Here is a 17,265-nt window from a genome sequence, read left to right on the forward strand (position 1 = left end):
GGCATCAGGGGAGGGGGCTCACCGTTGAACGACGCCAGATTCGCCGACACCAGCGACCAGGATCTCCTGGCGCAGCATGTCGCAGGCGAACCGTACGCCTTCGGTGAGCTCGTGCGACGACACCGTGACCGGCTCTGGGCCGTGGCGCTCCGCACGCTCGGCGACCGCGAGGAAGCTGCTGACGCGGTACAGGACGCCCTCATCTCCGCATTCCGGGCCGCCCACACCTTTCGCGGCCAGTCGGCCGTCACGACCTGGCTCCACCGGATCACCGTGAACGCTTGCCTCGACCGTGCGCGCAAGGCCGCCTCGCGCAAGACGGCGCCGGTCGATGACGCGGAGCGGCTCGATCAGCTTCTGGAACCGCACGAATCTGCCGAAGCTCCAGCCGAAAGGCAGGACCTTCACCGCGAACTCCTGGCAGCGCTGTCCACTCTCCCCACAGAACAACGGGCGGCGCTCGTGCTCGTTGATATGCAGGCCTATCCCGTCGCCGAGGCCGCTCGCATCCTCGACGTACCGACCGGCACCGTGAAGAGCCGCTGCGCGCGGGGACGAGCAAGACTGCTCCCTCTCCTCACCCATCTACGCAGCAACAGCGGGGACGACGTCATGGAAAGGAACCGGACGCAGGGGACATCCGTCCCACCTGCGTCGGGACCAAGAGATGCGGGATCAAGCGATCCCGCCGCGGTGAAGGGCGGAGGTGGGCACGCATGACATCCACAGCCGAAGCAGCTCAGCACCCGGACGTCGAAGAGATTTCCGACCTCACCGAAGGGCTCCTCTCCCCCTCCCGCGCGGCAGATGTCCGCCGTCACATCGACGCGTGCCCGCAGTGCGGCGACATCCACGCCTCGCTGGAAGAGATCCGCTCGCTGCTCGGAACCCTGCCCGTCGACCAGCAGATGCCCGAGGACGTTGCGGCCCGGATCGATGCGGCGTTGGCCTCCGAAAGCCTCGCGCAAGCCGATGCGTCTTCCGGAGCTACCGGTCCTGTTTCACGTGAAACATACGAGCAGCCTGCGGAGCCCACCGTCGTGGACCGCCCGTCAGGCCGTCCCCGGGGTGCCACCGGCCCCGGTCGGCGTCCGGCGCGTCGCCGTCGCCGCACGGTCATTCTCGGAACCGCCTTCGGAGCCGCAGTCGTCGGCATGGGCGCCTTCCTGTTGCAGTCGGTCCAACCGGCCCAGAACTCCGCCGACAGGGCATCCAGCGCCGCCGAGGACAGCGGGCGGAACTTCTCCATGGACACGCTCGAAGGCCAGGTCCACCAGCTTCTCAGCGAAGCGGATGGATCGAAGACCGCAGAGACCGGCGAGACCAAGCCATCCGTCGACACCAAGTCATCCCCGCAGAACATGTCCCCCGACACCGGGACGCCCAGGAATCCACTGCGCACGCCCGTCGTCGACGTTCCCGCCTGCGTACAGCGGGGCACCGGCCGTAACGCCGCGGCGCTGGCGGTGGAGCAGGGCAGCTACCAGGGCACGGCGGCGTTTCTCGTCGTCCTGCCCCACGCGACCGACTCGAGCCGTGTACAGGCCTATGTGGTCGACGCAGCGTGCGTCGGGACCGCTCCTGCCTCAAAGGGTCGGCTGCTGCTCACTCACTCCTACGCACGCCCCTGAGCGCCGTGGCGGGAGTTGCTCCGGCATAGCGGGAATGCATGCCCCGTAGGATCCGTTGGGTGGGGTGAGAGTCGTGGAACCGACCCCAGTAGGCAGTGGCAGTCTGCAGAGACGAGGAAGAAACCCGTGAGCGACGTCCGTAATGTGATCATCATCGGCTCTGGGCCGGCTGGTTACACCGCCGCCCTGTATACCGCTCGCGCGTCGCTGAAGCCGCTGGTGTTCGAGGGTGCCGTCACTGCGGGCGGAGCACTCATGAACACCACCGACGTGGAGAACTTCCCGGGCTTCCAGGACGGCATCATGGGCCCCGAGCTCATGGACAACATGCGCGCCCAGGCCGAACGCTTCGGCGCTGAGCTGATCCCCGACGATGTAATCTCCGTCGACCTCTCCGGCGACGTCAAGACGGTCACCGACACCGCGGGCACGGTCCACCGCGCCAAGGCAGTCATCGTCACCACAGGATCCCAGCACCGCAAGCTCGGTCTGCCCAACGAGGACGCGCTTTCCGGACGTGGCGTCTCCTGGTGTGCCACCTGCGACGGCTTCTTCTTCAAGGACCAGGACATCGCCGTGGTCGGCGGTGGCGACACCGCGATGGAGGAGGCGACCTTCCTCTCCAGGTTCGCGAAGTCCGTCACGATCGTTCACCGTCGCGACACCCTCCGTGCCTCCAAGGCCATGCAGGAGCGCGCCTTCGCCGACCCGAAGATCAAGTTCGCCTGGGACAGCGAGGTCGCCACGGTTCACGGCGAGCAGAAGCTCTCCGGTCTGACCCTGCGCAACACCAAGACCGGCGAAACGTCCGAGCTCCCGGTGACCGGCCTGTTCATCGCGGTCGGCCATGACCCGCGCACGGAACTCTTCAAGGGCCAGCTCGACCTCGACGACGAGGGCTACCTCAAGGTCGAAGCACCCTCCACGCGCACCAACCTGTCCGGTGTCTTCGGCGCGGGAGATGTCGTCGACCACACCTACCGACAGGCCATCACTGCCGCTGGGACCGGCTGCGCCGCCGCTCTCGACGCCGAGCGCTTCCTCTCGGCCCTGGCCGACGAGAAGCTCGCCGAGCCGGAGAAGACCCCCGCAGTCTGACCGACGCCTCACCTCACCCCCACACCCCGCGAAGTTAAGGAGGCCGCCGTGGCCGGCGCCCTGAAGAACGTGACCGACGACTCCTTCGACGAAGACGTCCTGAAGAACGAGAAGCCTGTACTGGTGGACTTCTGGGCTGCCTGGTGCGGCCCGTGCCGCCAGATCGCCCCTTCGCTGGAGGCCATCGCAGCTGAGCACGGCGACCAGATCGAGATCGTCAAACTCAACATCGACGAGAACCCCGCCACCGCAGCGAAGTACGGCGTGATGTCCATCCCGACGCTCAACGTCTATCAGGGCGGCGAGGTCGCCAAGACCATCGTCGGCGCCAAGCCGAAGGCCGCGATCCTTCGCGACCTCGAAAGCTTCATCGGCGAGTAGTACCAACGACCCGCACTTGTTTCACGTGAAACGGGCCCACCCTTCGGGGTGGGCCCGTTCTGCATACTCCACGACATCCGTCGGGGATCATCACCCTTGCCGACCGAAGTCGACCACGGTTACAGCGGCCGTAGAGCCGGCTCCTTCTGAACCGCCCCCAGCAATCTGTCCAGCGCCAACTCGACGTCCTCCTTCCAGGAGAGCGTCGTACGCAGCTCCAGCCTCAGCCGCGGATGCGTCGGATGAGGTCGCACCGTCTTGAAGCCGACAGCGAGCAGGTGTTCCGCCGGCAGCACACAAGCGGGCTCCTTCCAGCGGGCATCGCCGAAGGCCTCGATCGCTTTGAAGCCCCGTCGCAGCAGATCCTTGGCAACCGTCTGGACCATGACCCGACCCAGCCCTTGGCCCTGGAATTCCGGCATGATCAACGCAGTCATGAGCTGTGCCGCGTCAGGGGAGACAGGGCTGGTCGGAAACGCCATCGACCCCGGGACATACGCAGGGGGCGCATAGAGAACGAAGCCGACCGGCACTTCGTCCACGTAGACGACCCGCCCGCAGGAACCCCACTCGAGCAGCACGGCGGAGATCCAGGCTTCCTTTTCCAGTTCAGGCTTTCCCGCCTTTACCGCAGCTTCCCCGCTGACCGGATCAAGTTCCCAGAAGACACACGAGCGGCAACGCCTGGGGAGATCCGGAAGGTTGTCCAGTGTGAGCGGTACAAGCCGACGCCCCATGAAGGCGGTCCCTCACTTTCTTCGCCCGCCGCATCACGTGCGGCTGCCAGCGCACTCCGTTCTTGGAAGAGGCTGCCGACAAACCCTCCGACAGCACCAAGCCCCAACCCGACTGTCACCAGGTGGCTGCGATTCACTGATCGCACTGCCCCCGCCTCCTCTGAGGTGGATCACGGTGGATACGCCATACCAGAACGAATCGTATCCACCCAGACGTGATGCGGATACCGAGAGCGAGCAAAGGGGCGGTCTGGGTTCCGAGAACTTCCGGAAAACAGACTGCCCCTCAAGCCTTCTTCAGGACTCAGCCCTCGTCGTTCTCTGCCGGCTCTTCGGAGAGATTCCGATCCAGCACACGTCCCTCACCAGGAGCGAGACTGCCGAGAATGCGGTCCAGATCCTCCATCGAGGCAAACTCGACGACGATCTTCCCCTTCTTCTGGCCCAGGTCGACCTTCACTCGCGTCTCGAAACGGTCCGAGAGCCGCGACGCCAGATCGGTGAGTGCCGGCGAGAGCCGCGTGCCGGCACGAGGCCCCTTCGGCTTGGCAGAACTCGTGGGCTCGGAACCAAGGAGATTCACGATCTCCTCGACCGCACGAACCGACAGCCCTTCAGCCACGATCCGGTGAGCCAACCGGTCCTGCTCATCGGAGTCGTCCACCGAGAGAAGCGCCCGCGCATGCCCGGCCGAGATGACACCTGCGGCCACCCGGCGCTGGACCGGGGGCGAGAGACGGAGCAGACGCAGGGTGTTGGACACCTGCGGACGTGACCGCCCGATCCGGTCCGCGAGCTGGTCGTGCGTGCACTTGAAGTCCTTCAGCAGCTGGTCGTACGCCGCTGCCTCCTCCAAAGGGTTCAGCTGAGCCCGGTGAAGGTTCTCCAGGAGCGCGTCGAGGAGCAGCTTCTCGTCGTCGGTGGCCCGGACGATCGCCGGGATCCGTTCCAGACCCGCCTCACCGCAGGCCCTCCACCGACGCTCGCCCATGATGAGCTCGTACCGGCCGTCCGCCACCGCACGCACGACGACGGGCTGCAGGAGACCGACCTCCTTGATGGAGGTCACCAGCTCGGCCAGAGCGTCCTCGTCGAATACCTCACGAGGCTGCCTCGGGTTCGGCGTGATCGAGTCCAGAGGAACTTCGGCGAAGTACGCACCGGCAGACGCAGCGGACCCCGGAACAGTCTCCCCTTCCGAAACCGGACCACTCGGCTCCGGCACCATCGGGCCAGAAGGCAGCGCAGTCACCTTCGCCGCGGCCACCCCCCGCTCGGCCGTCATCACCGGGAGCGCACCTCCCTGACCCGCCCCACCCCCGGGAGACGCCACCTGCTTCTCCTGCGGAGCTGCGGGGATCAGAGCACCGAGCCCACGCCCCAACCCTCTACGACGCTCACTCACCGCATGCCCTCCGAATTGCTCTGCTGGCTGTTCTGGCTGCCCGTATGGGCATGCTCGGCCTCGTAATGCATCCCCACGCCCCTCAAGGCGATCTCTCGGGCAGCCTCGAGATAGGAAAGGGACCCACTGGATCCCGGATCATAGGTCAGCACGGTCTGCCCGTAACTCGGAGCTTCCGAGATGCGAACCGAACGCGGAATGCTCGTCCGCAGCACCTCCTTACCGAAGTGGCTACGGACCTCCTCCGCCACCTGCGAGGCAAGCCTGGTCCTGCCGTCGTACATGGTCAGCAGGATCGTCGACACATGAAGATCCGGGTTGAGGTGCCCCCGTACGAGGTCAACATTTCGCAGCAACTGCCCGAGGCCCTCCAGCGCGTAGTACTCGCACTGAATGGGAATGAGCACCTCGGCTCCGGCAACGAGCGCGTTGACCGTCAGCAGCCCGAGCGAAGGCGGGCAGTCGATGAGGATGTAGTCCAACGGCTGCTCGTACGCCTGGATCGCCCGCTGCAGTCGACTCTCCCGTGCCACCAGTGACACCAGCTCGATCTCCGCACCGGCGAGATCGATGGTGGCCGGGGCACAGAAGAGACCTTCGACGTCCGGGACGGGCTGAACCACTTCGGAGAGCGGCATGCTCTCCACCAGGACGTCATAGATGGAGGGAACTTCGGCGTGATGGTCGATCCCCAGAGCCGTGGAGGCATTGCCCTGCGGGTCGAGGTCCACCACCAGGACACGGGCGCCATGGAGCGCGAGCGAAGCAGCAAGGTTGACCGTCGAGGTCGTCTTACCCACTCCGCCCTTCTGGTTGGCAACCACCATGACGCGCGTCTGGTCAGGGCGGGGCAGACCCTCGCCGGCGCGGCCGAGGGCCTCGACCGCCAGCTGGGCTGCACGACCGATGGGTGTGTCGTCCATGGGCGGCAGTGTTTCACGTGAAACACCATCCCCCGCGGACTCGGTTCGGGGACCGGGGACCGGATCGGTCATCGGTCCCGCGATGTTGGCGTCGGACCGCAAGGATTCACTCTCCTCGACTTCAGGCTCGCAATGAACAGAGCCTGCCATGCTTTCGGGGTCGTGAACCAGCGAGGCCGACTGTTCTGTGGATGAATCCACTTCTGTGGACAACTCGGTAGCCCGTACGGGCTTGCGGTCGCGCGGTGTGGCAGCCGCACGACCGCGGTCGATAATTCCCTGCAGCAGAGAGCGACGTTTCACGTGAAACACGATGCCTGCGCAGCGCAGCAGCGGACTCCCGACACTCCGCAGCAATCGCATATCACTGCTTTCGCGGAGCATCACCAATAAATAGCCCACATGCCAAAAACCGACCTAAACCGCCCGTCGCGGCAATGGTCCCGACGCGGTTCAGCGGCGTCGACGCACCCTGCCCGCCCTCGCCGCCTTGGCCCGCTTTGCGGCGAACCTCACACCGCCCGGGCTCTCCCCGACGACCACACGCACCACCGTGGACAACGGATCAACGACGCCTTCACCGGCATACAACACCTCGGTCTCCACCACGCCGAGCTTGCTCAGGGCAGCACGAGCCCCCTGGATCTCCTCCTCGGCCGTGCCTCCCTTGAGCGCCAGCATCTCCCCGTAGGGACGCAGCAGGGGCACACCCCAGCCGGCAAGGCGGTCCAGGGGAGCCACAGCTCGGGCGGTCACCACATGTACAGGCTGCAGCGTCCCGAGCACTTCCTCGGCCCGGCCGCGGACGACCGTCACATGATCCAGGCGCAGCAGCTCGACGACCTCCTGAAGGAAGTTGGTCCGCCTCAGAAGCGGCTCGAGCAACGTGATCTTCAGATCAGGGCGCACCAGAGCCAGCGGAATGCCGGGAAGCCCCGCCCCGGACCCCACGTCGCACACCGTGACGCCCTCCGGAACCACCTCGGAGAGCACCGCGCAGTTCAGCAGGTGGCGCTCCCACAGACGCGGAACCTCGCGAGGCCCGATCAGACCCCGCTTGACCCCCGCGTCCGCAAGCAGCTCCGCGTACCGGACAGCCTCTGGGAGGAACTCACCGAATACCGCCTGCGCCTCCATGGGCGCCTGAGGGAGTTCTGCTGCCTCCGTCACGGGGACCGTCCTTCCGTACCGCACTATCGCACTGTGGGTGGCTGACTATCAGGCTGACAAAGATCGGCCCCGCCTGCGAACAGACGGGGCCGACAGTACAAGGATCCCTCAGGCAGGGAGTACGACGACGAAGCGCTGCGGCTCCTCGCCCTCGGACTCACTGCGCAGACCTGCGGCCGCGATCGCGTCGTGCACGACCTTGCGCTCGAAGGGCGTCATCGGATCCAGTTTCACCGGTTCACCGGAGCTCTTGACCTCATCTGCGGCCTTGGCACCCAGAGCGGCAAGAACTTCCCGCTTCTTGGCACGGAAGCCGGCAATGTCCAGCATCAGACGGCTACGGTCACCGGTCTCCCGGTGAACAGCCAGGCGCGTCAGCTCCTGAAGCGCCTCCAGCACCTCACCGTCGCGGCCCACAAGCTTCTGCAGTTCGCGCGCCGAGTCGCTGATGATCGAAACCGCAGCCCGGTCCGCCTCGACATCCATGTCGATGTCGCCGTCGAGGTCGGCGATGTCGAGCAGACCTTCGAGATAGTCGGCCGCGATCTCCCCTTCCTGCTCCAGGCGGGTCAGAGTGTCGCTGCCCTCAGCGGCCGTGGTGGTGGTGCCTTCCGTCACGGATGGACTCCTTCTTACTTCTTGGACGGGTGCTTGGGCCGCTGCGGGCCCTTGCGCTGTCCGGACTTGGCTTGGCGTGAGGAGCCGGACGCGGGCTTGCCCGCCGGCTTCGGCTTGTCGTCCTGCTTCTCGAGCGACGTCTTGGGTTCCGGCTCGTCGGAACCGGAGTCCTTGGCCGCACCCGGATGCGTGGCAGCAGTCTGGCGCTTCGCCTTCGTCTGCCGCTTGGGCTGCTGCCGCTTCGCCGCGGCCCCGCCCTCGGCTTCGGCAACGGCGGTTTCGCTCTTCGTCACCGTCCCGTCCTCCTGAGCCGCGAGACCCAGCTTCGCCAGACCGGTGATGAACTTGCGCTCGATGTCGTTGCGGTCAGGACCCTTGACGACGATCCGCTTCACGGTGTTGCGCCTCGTCCTGCCGCGCACCTGACCATGAGCGGTCACGTTCTTCAGCAGACGGCCCAGGTACTGGTCCTGCGCCTTGCTGCCCGGCGTCGGGTTCTGGTTGATCACGTACATCTGCTGACCCATGGTCCAGACGTTGGTGGTCAGCCAGTACACGAGGACACCGACGGGGAAGTTGATACCCATGACGGCGAAGATCAGCGGGAAGATGTACATCAGCATCTTCTGCTGCTGCATGTACGGGGTCTTCACCGTCAGGTCGACGTTCTTCGTCATCAGCTGGCGCTGCGTGAAGAACTGCGACGCCGACATCATCACGATCATGATTGCGGTGACGACCCGTACATCGGTCAGCGAGGCGCCGAGCGCCGCGACCTCCGACGCGCTGTCGGTGAACGTCGAAGCCAGCGGAGCGCCGAAGATGTGTGCCTGCCGGGCACTGTCCAGCAGCGGCTGGTTGATGACACCGATCGTCTTGCCCGAGGCGATGGACGACAGCACGTGGTAAAGGGCGAAGAAGAACGGCGACTGCGCCAGGATGGGCAAGCACGAGGAGAGCGGGTTGGTACCCGTCTCCTTGTACAGCTTCATCATCTCTTCGGACTGACGCTGCTTGTCGTTCTTGTAGCGCTCCTGGATCGCCTTCATCTTCGGCTGGAGCACCTGCATGTTCCGGGTCGACTTGATCTGCTTAACAAAAAGCGGGATCAGACAGATCCGGATCAGAACCACCAGAGACACGATGGACAGGCCCCAGGCCCAGCCCGTGTCGTCTCCGAAGAGCGCCCCGTACAACTTGTGGAACTGGACGATGACCCACGAAACAGGTGTGGTGATAAAGCTGAACAGACTGGCAATCGTGTCCACTAATCAGGCTCCTTGAGCTTTGGGCGAGGTCTCTGTGGCCGGGCTCAGGGGTTCGGAGACCGACCCCCCGGAAGGCACATCGGCGGCGGAGTCCCCGCCCTTGCCACCACGCACATGGCTGCGCAGCAGTTCGTGCCAACGCGGACGTTTGCGTGGCGGTACGTGATCCACGCCGCCGGGTGACCACGGATTGCAACGGAGGATGCGCCATGCCGTCAGCGCGATCCCCTTGATCGCACCGTGCCGGTCGATCGCCGTATATCCATAGTGGGAACACGACGGGTAGTAGCGGCAGACAGGCCCGAGGAGTGGGCTGATCGTCCACTGATACAACTTGATGAGAGCCAGCAGCGGGTACTTCATCGCGCGCCCCCTCCCAGCAGCCGCTCCAGAGCGGCGTCCAGGTCTCGGGCCAGCTGTGCATGGTCGGCGTCACCCGATCCGGGCAGCGCTCGTACGACAACAAGGCTACCGGGGGGCAGCTGAGCCAGCCGATCGCGGACCAGATGGCGAAGCCTCCGCTTCACCGCGGTGCGCACGACCGCTCCACCCACGGCTTTGCTGACAACGAAACCCGCACGCGGCGGGGAAGCACTCTCCCCAGTCACGTGCGGGTCCGTGGCACCGCTGCGTAGATGTACGACGAGTAGCGGGCGTCCGGCCCGACGTCCTCGGCGTACCGCGGTCGCGAAGTCCTCGCGCCGCCTCAGCCGATTCTCGGTAGGCAGCACGTCATGACCTGGCCGCGATCAGGCGGACAGGTTGGTGCGACCCTTGCCACGGCGGTTCGCGAGAATCGCGCGGCCGGCACGGGTACGCATGCGAAGCCGGAAGCCGTGGGTCTTGGCGCGACGACGGTTGTTCGGCTGGAAGGTGCGCTTGCTCACTCGGGGGCTCCAGAAATGATTCGTGTGTTGGCGGGACATCGCCTGGCTGTCACCGTGCGCCCACGAGGAACTCGCGTAAACGCCTTAGTGCACCGCTTCACAATCACAGATCGTGATCTTTGCCCATCGGAGGCAGGCGGCAGCAGCCATCGACAACTCGACCTGGTCACGGTACGCGCGGCTACGCCATCCGGTCAAACCGGCTCCGCGGCACCCCTTGTCTATACACAGCCTGTGGACAACAACTTGAACCGTGCGGGTCGCCCTGACTACCGTGGCTGAACTCCGGTTCCTTTCCTTCCCACCTGCCGGGCCTCACCCGACCCGACCCATCCCGTCCCGAGAACCACACATTCGTGGGACATGCGAGAGAGCGTGCCTTGTGGCTGACGTACCTGCCGATCTTGCCGCAGTGTGGCCACGAGTGCTGGAACAACTCCTCGGGGAGGGCCAGCAGGGCATCGAGCCGAAGGACAAGCAGTGGATCGAGCGCTGCCAGCCGCTGGCACTCGTCGCCGACACCGCACTGCTGGCCGTACCCAACGAATGGGGCAAGCGCGTCCTGGAGGGCCGGCTCGCGCCGCTCATCAGCGAGACGCTCACCCGTGAGTGCGGCCGGCCGATCCGGATCGCCATCACCGTCGACGATTCCGCGGCCGAACCCTCCGGCCCGCCCGCACCCCCGATGCACCAGTCGCACCAAGGCCAGCAGTCCCACCGCTACCAAGGGCCACAGCGCGACGACCCCTCGCACAACGACGGGTACGACAACTACGGCCACCGTCCCTCCGACGACGGCATGCCGACAGCCCGTCCCGCGTACCCGGACTACCAGCAGCAGCGCCCGGAACCCGGCGCCTGGCCCCGCTCCCAGGAGGACCTCTCCTGGCAGCAGCCCCGGCACGGCGGGTACCAGGACCGCGATCCGTACGCGAGCCCCCGGCCCCAGCAGCCTCAGCACGACTACCGGCCGCAGCCGCCCGAGCGTCAGGGTTACGAACAGCAGCGGGACGCGCGCGACCGCCATGATCTTCAGGACCAGCAGCCCCAGCACCGTCAGGGCGGACCCGGCCCCGGACGTACCGGTGGCGGCGGCCCCGGCCCCATGGGTGCCCAGCCCGCACCCGCACCCGGTCCCGGTGAGCCGCACGCCAGGCTGAATCCCAAGTACCTCTTCGACACCTTCGTCATCGGCGCTTCCAACCGCTTCGCGCACGCGGCGGCGGTAGCCGTGGCCGAGGCCCCGGCGAAGGCGTACAACCCCCTCTTCATCTACGGGGAGTCGGGGCTCGGCAAGACCCACCTGCTCCATGCCATCGGGCACTACGCGCGGAGCCTCTACCCGGGTACCCGGGTGCGGTACGTGAGCTCCGAGGAGTTCACCAACGAGTTCATCAACTCGATCCGCGACGGAAAGGGCGACACGTTCCGCAAGCGGTACCGCGACGTGGACATCCTTCTGGTCGACGACATCCAGTTCCTGGCGAGCAAGGAGTCGACCCAGGAGGAGTTCTTCCACACCTTCAATACGCTCCACAACGCCAACAAGCAGATCGTGCTGTCCTCGGACCGGCCGCCGAAGCAGCTGGTGACGCTCGAGGACCGGCTGCGCAACCGCTTCGAGTGGGGCCTCACCACCGACGTGCAGCCGCCCGAACTGGAGACGCGTATCGCGATCCTCCGCAAGAAGGCGGTCCAGGAGCAGCTCAACGCACCCCCGGAGGTCCTCGAGTTCATCGCTTCCCGCATCTCGCGCAACATTCGCGAGCTCGAGGGGGCGCTGATCCGTGTGACCGCCTTCGCCAGCCTCAACCGGCAGCCGGTGGATCTCGGCCTGACCGAGATCGTCCTCAAGGACCTCATCCCGGGCGGCGAGGACTCGGCGCCCGAGATCACCGCTCCGGCCATCATGGCGGCCACCGCCGACTACTTCGGTCTCACGGTGGAGGATCTCTGCGGATCCTCCCGCAGTCGCGTGCTGGTGACGGCGCGCCAGATCGCCATGTATCTGTGCCGCGAGCTGACGGACCTCTCGCTGCCCAAGATCGGCGCCCAGTTCGGCGGACGCGACCACACGACGGTGATGCACGCCGACCGGAAGATCCGCGCGCTCATGGCGGAGCGGCGTTCCATCTACAACCAGGTCACCGAGCTCACCAACCGCATCAAGAACGGCTGACGAGCCCGGCCCGCCGCAGCGATCCCGGGGCGCCCCGCAAGGACCACAAGGAGTCCTCGCGGGGCGCCTTTCGTCATGTCCGGAAGCGGGACCGCGGCTGCCGTACGAGGGCGCCTGACCGACAGGGGCTTTCGGAGCCGGACCGCAGAGCTCGCCAGAAGGCTGCGAAACGCCTCCCTGAGACCGTCGGAAGGGACAGAAATGCCTCCGCGGAGGCCCTCCCGGACGTCCGCCGGGCCCGCGCGCACCCCGCTCCGAGCCGGGCCGCACCCTCACGAAGCGCTCCGCGTGTTCGAATACGGTCCGCGAACAGGCCCTTCTCCACAGGTCGATGAGGAAATGGGCATCCACAGCCTGGGGACTGTGAAGTTGTCCAGATTGCATCCACAGGGCGCGCTGCCGATACTCCATCAGGCCAGGTCACATGCCTGGGGATTTGTGTTCAACGATGATCCACAGCCTGTGGACAGATTTTTCGTCCACAGGGGACCGATGATGTTGTCCACCGTCGGCCCACAGGCTGGGCCATGTTGTCCCCAGCTTCTCCACACCCCTGTCCACTGTTCGGCAACCCAACACCCGCTTTCACTGCCGAGAGTGAAAGGCGTCACACCAAGGACCTCGGTTGGGCTGTGGGGAACCTGGGTAAAGCTGGGGACAGCCCTGGGGAGAAGTCGCCCCCACCTGTGCATCGGGTGTGCAGAACTTTCGGGTGTCCACAGAAACCCCAAGTTGTCCACCGGTGCCGCCCACAGGGTCGGTGGACAAAAAATGGGCACTGACCTGCGGAAACGACGTTATCCACGGTTTCCACAGGCCCTACTACTACTGCCACTCAGAGTTAGCCAGGAATCCGCTTCGAAGTGGGGCCTGTGCACAACTTGGGCCGGGAGCTCCGAGGACCGCTTGTCGCGACTTGACCCCGAGCAGCAACGAGTGTCGGTGCCGTACGTCAGACTGGACCCCGGCGTCCTCCCCTCAGCCCTTCGGCAGGGAGACCCCGAATCAGACGACGAAGGCCAGCAGGGCGAGCGAGCAACAGCAGGAGGCGGTTCCGGTGAAGATCCGGGTGGAGCGCGATGTACTCGCGGAGGCGGTGGCCTGGGTGGCCCGCAGCCTCCCGGCCCGTCCGCCGGCGCCCGTTCTTGCGGGCCTTCTGCTGAAGGCCGGTGACGGCGCCCTCAGCTTCTCGAGCTTCGACTACGAGGTCTCGGCCAAGGTCTCGGTGGACGCCGAGATCGAGGAGGAAGGCACGGTGCTCGTCTCCGGCCGGCTCCTCGCCGACATCTGCCGCGCCCTTCCGAACCGGCCGGTGGAGATTTCCACCGACGGTGTGCGGGCCACCGTGGCGTGCGGGTCCTCGCGATTCACCCTCCACACCCTGCCTGTGGAGGAGTACCCGGCACTGCCGCAGATGCCGACCGCGACCGGCACCGTCCCGGGTGAGGTCTTCGCCTCGGCGGCGGCCCAGGTCGCCATCGCTGCCGGCCGTGACGACACGCTGCCCGTCCTCACGGGCGTCCGGATCGAGATCGAGGGCGACACCGTCACCCTCGCCTCGACCGACCGCTACCGCTTCGCGGTCCGTGAGTTCCTGTGGAAGCCGGAGAACCCGGACGCCTCTGCCGTCGCCCTGGTGCCCGCGAAGACGCTCCTGGACACCGCCAAGGCGCTGACCAGCGGCGACACGGTGACGCTGGCGCTGTCGAGCTCGGGTGCCGGTGAAGGCCTCATCGGTTTCGAGGGCGCGGGCCGTCGCACGACGACGCGGCTCCTCGAGGGCGACCTGCCGAAGTACCGGACTCTCTTCCCCACCGAGTTCAACTCGGTCGCGGTCATCGAGACCGCCCCGTTCGTGGAGGCCGTCAAGCGTGTGGCCCTCGTCGCCGAGCGGAACACTCCGGTGCGGCTCAGCTTCGAGCAGGGTGTGCTGATCCTGGAGGCGGGTTCCAGCGACGACGCACAGGCTGTGGAGCGCGTCGACGCCGTGCTCGAGGGTGACGACATCTCGATCGCCTTCAACCCGACGTTCCTGCTGGACGGGCTCAGCGCGATCGACTCCCCGGTCGCCCAGCTCTCCTTCACGACGTCCACCAAGCCCGCCCTGCTCAGCGGCCGCCCCGCCGTCGATGCCGAGGCGGACGACGCGTACAAGTACCTGATCATGCCGGTCCGCCTCTCCGGCTGATCCGGCGATCGTTCCTGTCACGGCAGCTTCCGGAGGGCACGCTCAGCGCCGAGCAGGCCCTCCGCGCTGCTCCCAGGCCGGGCGTAGGCTCGGTCCCGGGTACGAATCGGCACAACGCTTAAGGAATCTCTGATGGAGCTCGGTCTCGTCGGCCTCGGCAAGATGGGCGGCAACATGCGCGAGCGCATCCGCCGCGCAGGCCACACCGTCATCGGTTACGACCGCAACCCGGACGTCGCCGATGTCCACAGCCTCGAAGAGCTTGTGGGCAAGCTCAAGGGTCCGCGCGTCGTGTGGGTGATGGTTCCGGCGGGTGCCGCGACCCAGTCCACCATCGATGAGCTGGCCGAGCTGCTGTCCCCGGGCGACATCGTCGTGGACGGCGGAAACTCCCGCTGGACCGATGACGAGAAGCACGCCGTGGAGCTGGGAATCAAGGGCATCGGCTTCGTCGACTGCGGTGTCTCCGGTGGCGTCTGGGGCCTCGAGAACGGCTACGCCCTGATGTACGGCGGCGACGCCGAGAACGTGGCGAAGGTCCAGCCGGTCTTCGACGCGCTCAAGCCCGAGGGCGACTTCGGCTCCGTCCACGCGGGCAAGGTCGGTGCCGGCCACTTCGCGAAGATGGTTCACAACGGCATCGAGTACGCCATGATGCAGGCCTATGCCGAGGGCTGGGAGCTGCTGGAGAAGGTCGACTCCGTCACGGACGTGCGTGAGGTCTTCCGCTCCTGGCAGGAGGGCACGGTCATCCGTTCCTGGCTGCTCGACCTGGCGGTCAACGCACTGGACGACGACGAGCACCTCGACAAGCTCCGTGGTTTCGCCGCCGACTCCGGTGAGGGCCGGTGGACGGTAGAGGCCGCCATCGACAACGCGGTGCCGCTGCCCGCGATCACGGCGTCCCTGTTCGCCCGGTTCGCCTCGCGGCAGGACGACTCCCCGCAGATGAAGATGATCGCCGCGCTGCGCAACCAGTTCGGCGGGCACGCGGTCGAGAACAAGAAGTAGTAGTACGCAGCACGGCAGAACACAGAGCACGAAGTCGGAAAGGTCGGCGACCATGCACGTCACGCATCTCTCGCTGGCCGACTTCCGCTCGTACGCCCGGGTCGAGGTTCCTCTCGACCCGGGCGTCACCGCGTTCGTGGGGGCCAACGGTCAGGGCAAGACCAATCTGGTGGAGGCCGTCGGCTATCTCTCGACGCTCGGTAGCCATCGGGTGTCGTCCGATGCCCCCCTGGTGCGGATGGGTGCGGAGCGTGCCGTCGTCCGGGCCGCGGTCACTCAGGGCGAGCGGTCACAGCTGATTGAGCTCGAGCTCAATCCGGGCCGTGCGAATCGCGCCCGCATCAACCGGTCGTCGCAGGTCAGGCCCCGTGACGTGCTGGGGATAGTGCGGACCGTGCTGTTCGCTCCCGAGGATCTGGCCCTGGTGAAGGGCGACCCGGGTGAGCGTCGGCGCTTCTTGGACGAGCTGATCACGGCGCGTTCGCCGCGCATGGCGGGTGTCCGGTCCGACTACGAGCGCGTGCTGAAGCAGCGCAACACCCTGCTGAAGTCCGCGGCGATGGCCCGCAGGCACGGTGGCCGGTCGATGGATCTGTCCACGCTGGACGTGTGGGACCAGCATCTGGGCCAGGTCGGGGCCGAGTTGCTTGCCCAGCGCCTGGACCTGATCGCGACGCTGCAGCCGCTCGCGGACAAGGCGTACGCGGACGTGGCGCCCGGCGGTGGTCCGGTGACCCTGGAGTACCGCAGCTCGGTCGGTGCCGACGTGGAGCCCGCGCGCACCCGTGAGCAGTTGTACGAGCAGGTGATGGCGGCGCTCGTCCAGGCCCGCAAGCAGGAGATCGAGCGAGGCGTGACGCTGGTCGGTCCGCATCGTGACGACCTGGTGCTGGGGCTGCGCGGGATGCCGGCGAAGGGGTATGCGAGCCACGGGGAGTCCTGGTCGTACGCGCTGGCGCTGCGGCTGGCCTCGTACGACCTGCTGCGCTCCGAGGGCAATGAGCCGGTGCTCGTGCTGGACGACGTGTTCGCCGAGCTCGACGCGCGGCGTCGTGAACGCCTGGCGGAACTGGTGGCCCCGGGCGAGCAGGTGCTGGTCACGGCGGCGGTCGACGACGACGTCCCGGGTGTGCTGGCGGGTGCCCGGTACGCGGTGTCCGCGGGTGAGGTGGAGCGGCTGTGAGCGGCCGGGCAGAGAACGGCGGGCGGGCGTTGCCGGATCCGGTGAGCGGTGCGGCGGCGAAGCAGCCCGAGGTGTCGGGTGTCGATCTGGCACGGGTGGCGCTGCGTGCGGCGAAGGAGCAGGCCCGCGCCCGCGGTGATGCGGCGCAGCAGAAGAAGCAGGCCAGGCGTGGTGGTGGGCTGAGGTCGGGCGCACGGTCCGACGGCCGTGATCCGTTGGCTCTGGGGTCTGCGATCAACCGGTTGATCACTGAGCGGGGCTGGGAGACTCCTGCGGCTGTGGGCGGTGTGATGGGGCGGTGGACGCAGATCGTGGGTGACGATCTGGCCAATCACTGTGTTCCGCTGCGGTACGACGAGGATCCGGCCGAGCGGGTGCTGACGGTGCAGTGCGATTCGACGGCGTGGGCGACGCAGCTACGGCTGCTGGCGCCGCAGCTGGTGGCCAGGCTGAACACGGATCTGGGCCATGGCACGGTGAGAATGATCAAGGTGCTGGGGCCTGGTGGTCCGCAGCGCAAATTCGGTCCGCTGCGGGCACCAGGGAGCACGGGCCCGGGGGACACGTACGGCTGAGCAGGCATTTT

18 protein-coding genes are annotated in these 17,265 nt (G+C 66.7%); 9 read left to right on the plus strand and 9 right to left on the minus strand.

The window, feature by feature from the left end:
* Positions 1 to 24: 24 nt before the first annotated feature.
* The 4 genes from sigM (at position 25) to trxA (ending at position 3,110) form a co-directional block, all read left to right on the plus strand.
* A complete protein-coding gene (gene sigM / locus OG844_RS26830; protein ID WP_406393682.1) occupies positions 25 to 720 on the plus strand; it encodes an RNA polymerase sigma factor SigM in 696 nt (231 codons plus the stop codon).
* Complete coding sequence (locus OG844_RS26835; RefSeq protein WP_406393684.1) at positions 717 to 1,631, plus strand: anti-sigma factor family protein; 915 nt, start codon at positions 717 to 719, stop codon at positions 1,629 to 1,631. The genes sigM and OG844_RS26835 overlap by 4 nt, the downstream gene beginning before the upstream one ends.
* Before the next feature lie 126 nt (positions 1,632 to 1,757).
* Complete coding sequence (gene trxB / locus OG844_RS26840; RefSeq protein ID WP_406393686.1) at positions 1,758 to 2,729, plus strand: thioredoxin-disulfide reductase; 972 nt, start codon at positions 1,758 to 1,760, stop codon at positions 2,727 to 2,729.
* 48 nt (positions 2,730 to 2,777) lie between these two features.
* Positions 2,778 to 3,110 carry a thioredoxin gene (gene trxA / locus OG844_RS26845; protein WP_329209101.1) on the plus strand — a complete coding sequence of 111 codons (333 nt, stop codon included), beginning with the start codon at positions 2,778 to 2,780 and terminating at the stop codon, positions 3,108 to 3,110.
* A gap of 119 nt (positions 3,111 to 3,229) precedes the next feature.
* Here trxA and OG844_RS26850 read toward each other — a convergent pair whose 3' ends face one another.
* From OG844_RS26850 to rpmH, 9 genes are all read right to left on the minus strand, one after another.
* A complete protein-coding gene (locus OG844_RS26850; protein ID WP_406393689.1) occupies positions 3,230 to 3,847 on the minus strand; it encodes a GNAT family N-acetyltransferase in 618 nt (205 codons plus the stop codon).
* Between the two features lie 304 nt (positions 3,848 to 4,151).
* A complete protein-coding gene (locus OG844_RS26855) occupies positions 4,152 to 5,252 on the minus strand; it encodes a ParB/RepB/Spo0J family partition protein (protein WP_406393691.1) in 1,101 nt (366 codons plus the stop codon).
* Entirely contained in the window at positions 5,249 to 6,325 is a 1,077-nt protein-coding gene (locus OG844_RS26860; RefSeq protein ID WP_406396271.1) for a ParA family protein, read from the minus strand. Before OG844_RS26860 ends, OG844_RS26855 begins: the two co-directional genes overlap by 4 nt.
* Positions 6,326 to 6,628: 303 nt before the next feature.
* Positions 6,629 to 7,345 carry a 16S rRNA (guanine(527)-N(7))-methyltransferase RsmG gene (gene rsmG, locus OG844_RS26865; RefSeq protein WP_406393693.1) on the minus strand — a complete coding sequence of 239 codons (717 nt, stop codon included), beginning with the start codon at positions 7,343 to 7,345 and terminating at the stop codon, positions 6,629 to 6,631.
* A gap of 108 nt (positions 7,346 to 7,453) precedes the next feature.
* Positions 7,454 to 7,963 (minus strand): R3H domain-containing nucleic acid-binding protein, encoded by a 510-nt coding sequence (locus OG844_RS26870; RefSeq protein WP_329209109.1) that lies wholly within the window; start codon positions 7,961 to 7,963, stop codon positions 7,454 to 7,456.
* Between the two features lie 14 nt (positions 7,964 to 7,977).
* A complete protein-coding gene (yidC, locus tag OG844_RS26875) occupies positions 7,978 to 9,231 on the minus strand; it encodes a membrane protein insertase YidC (RefSeq protein WP_406393696.1) in 1,254 nt (417 codons plus the stop codon).
* 3 nt (positions 9,232 to 9,234) lie between these two features.
* Positions 9,235 to 9,594 carry a membrane protein insertion efficiency factor YidD gene (yidD, locus tag OG844_RS26880; protein WP_406393698.1) on the minus strand — a complete coding sequence of 120 codons (360 nt, stop codon included), beginning with the start codon at positions 9,592 to 9,594 and terminating at the stop codon, positions 9,235 to 9,237.
* Positions 9,591 to 9,962 (minus strand): ribonuclease P protein component, encoded by a 372-nt coding sequence (gene rnpA, locus OG844_RS26885; protein ID WP_356430094.1) that lies wholly within the window; start codon positions 9,960 to 9,962, stop codon positions 9,591 to 9,593. The genes yidD and rnpA overlap by 4 nt, the downstream gene beginning before the upstream one ends.
* A gap of 18 nt (positions 9,963 to 9,980) precedes the next feature.
* Positions 9,981 to 10,118, minus strand: coding sequence for a 50S ribosomal protein L34 (gene rpmH / locus OG844_RS26890; protein WP_078850492.1), 138 nt, complete (start codon positions 10,116 to 10,118; stop codon positions 9,981 to 9,983).
* A 382-nt stretch (positions 10,119 to 10,500) separates the two neighbouring features.
* Between rpmH and dnaA the strand changes: the two genes are divergently transcribed.
* The 5 genes from dnaA to OG844_RS26915 all read left to right on the plus strand — a co-directional run bounded on the left by dnaA (position 10,501) and on the right by OG844_RS26915 (position 17,254).
* Positions 10,501 to 12,297, plus strand: a complete 1,797-nt coding sequence (gene dnaA / locus OG844_RS26895; RefSeq protein WP_406393701.1) for a chromosomal replication initiator protein DnaA — start codon at positions 10,501 to 10,503, stop codon at positions 12,295 to 12,297.
* Positions 12,298 to 13,354: 1,057 nt separating this feature from the next.
* Entirely contained in the window at positions 13,355 to 14,485 is a 1,131-nt protein-coding gene (gene dnaN, locus OG844_RS26900) for a DNA polymerase III subunit beta (protein WP_329209120.1), read from the plus strand.
* 132 nt (positions 14,486 to 14,617) lie between these two features.
* Complete coding sequence (gene gnd / locus OG844_RS26905) at positions 14,618 to 15,496, plus strand: phosphogluconate dehydrogenase (NAD(+)-dependent, decarboxylating) (protein WP_018553877.1); 879 nt, start codon at positions 14,618 to 14,620, stop codon at positions 15,494 to 15,496.
* Positions 15,497 to 15,548: 52 nt separating this feature from the next.
* Positions 15,549 to 16,679: a DNA replication/repair protein RecF gene (gene recF, locus OG844_RS26910; RefSeq protein ID WP_406393705.1), complete on the plus strand. Its 1,131-nt coding sequence runs from the start codon at positions 15,549 to 15,551 to the stop codon at positions 16,677 to 16,679.
* On the plus strand, positions 16,676 to 17,254 hold the full coding sequence (locus OG844_RS26915; RefSeq protein ID WP_406393707.1) for a DUF721 domain-containing protein: 579 nt from the start codon (positions 16,676 to 16,678) through the stop codon (positions 17,252 to 17,254). The genes recF and OG844_RS26915 overlap by 4 nt, the downstream gene beginning before the upstream one ends.
* Positions 17,255 to 17,265 lie beyond the last annotated feature (11 nt).

It is taken from the genome of Streptomyces sp. NBC_00887, from assembly GCF_045207585.1.

Excerpts from the sequence above, each read along its gene's own strand:
- OG844_RS26835 (WP_406393684.1), top strand. The coding sequence starts at position 717 with ATGACATCCACAGCCGAAGCAGCTCAGCACCCGGACGTCGAAGAGATT.
- OG844_RS26850 (WP_406393689.1), bottom strand. The coding sequence starts at position 3,847 with ATGGGGCGTCGGCTTGTACCGCTCACACTGGACAACCTTCCGGATCTC.
- OG844_RS26860 (WP_406396271.1), bottom strand. The coding sequence starts at position 6,325 with ATGGCAGGCTCTGTTCATTGCGAGCCTGAAGTCGAGGAGAGTGAATCC.
- yidD (WP_406393698.1), bottom strand. The coding sequence starts at position 9,594 with ATGAAGTACCCGCTGCTGGCTCTCATCAAGTTGTATCAGTGGACGATC.
- gnd (WP_018553877.1), top strand. The coding sequence starts at position 14,618 with ATGGAGCTCGGTCTCGTCGGCCTCGGCAAGATGGGCGGCAACATGCGC.
- recF (WP_406393705.1), top strand. The coding sequence starts at position 15,549 with ATGCACGTCACGCATCTCTCGCTGGCCGACTTCCGCTCGTACGCCCGG.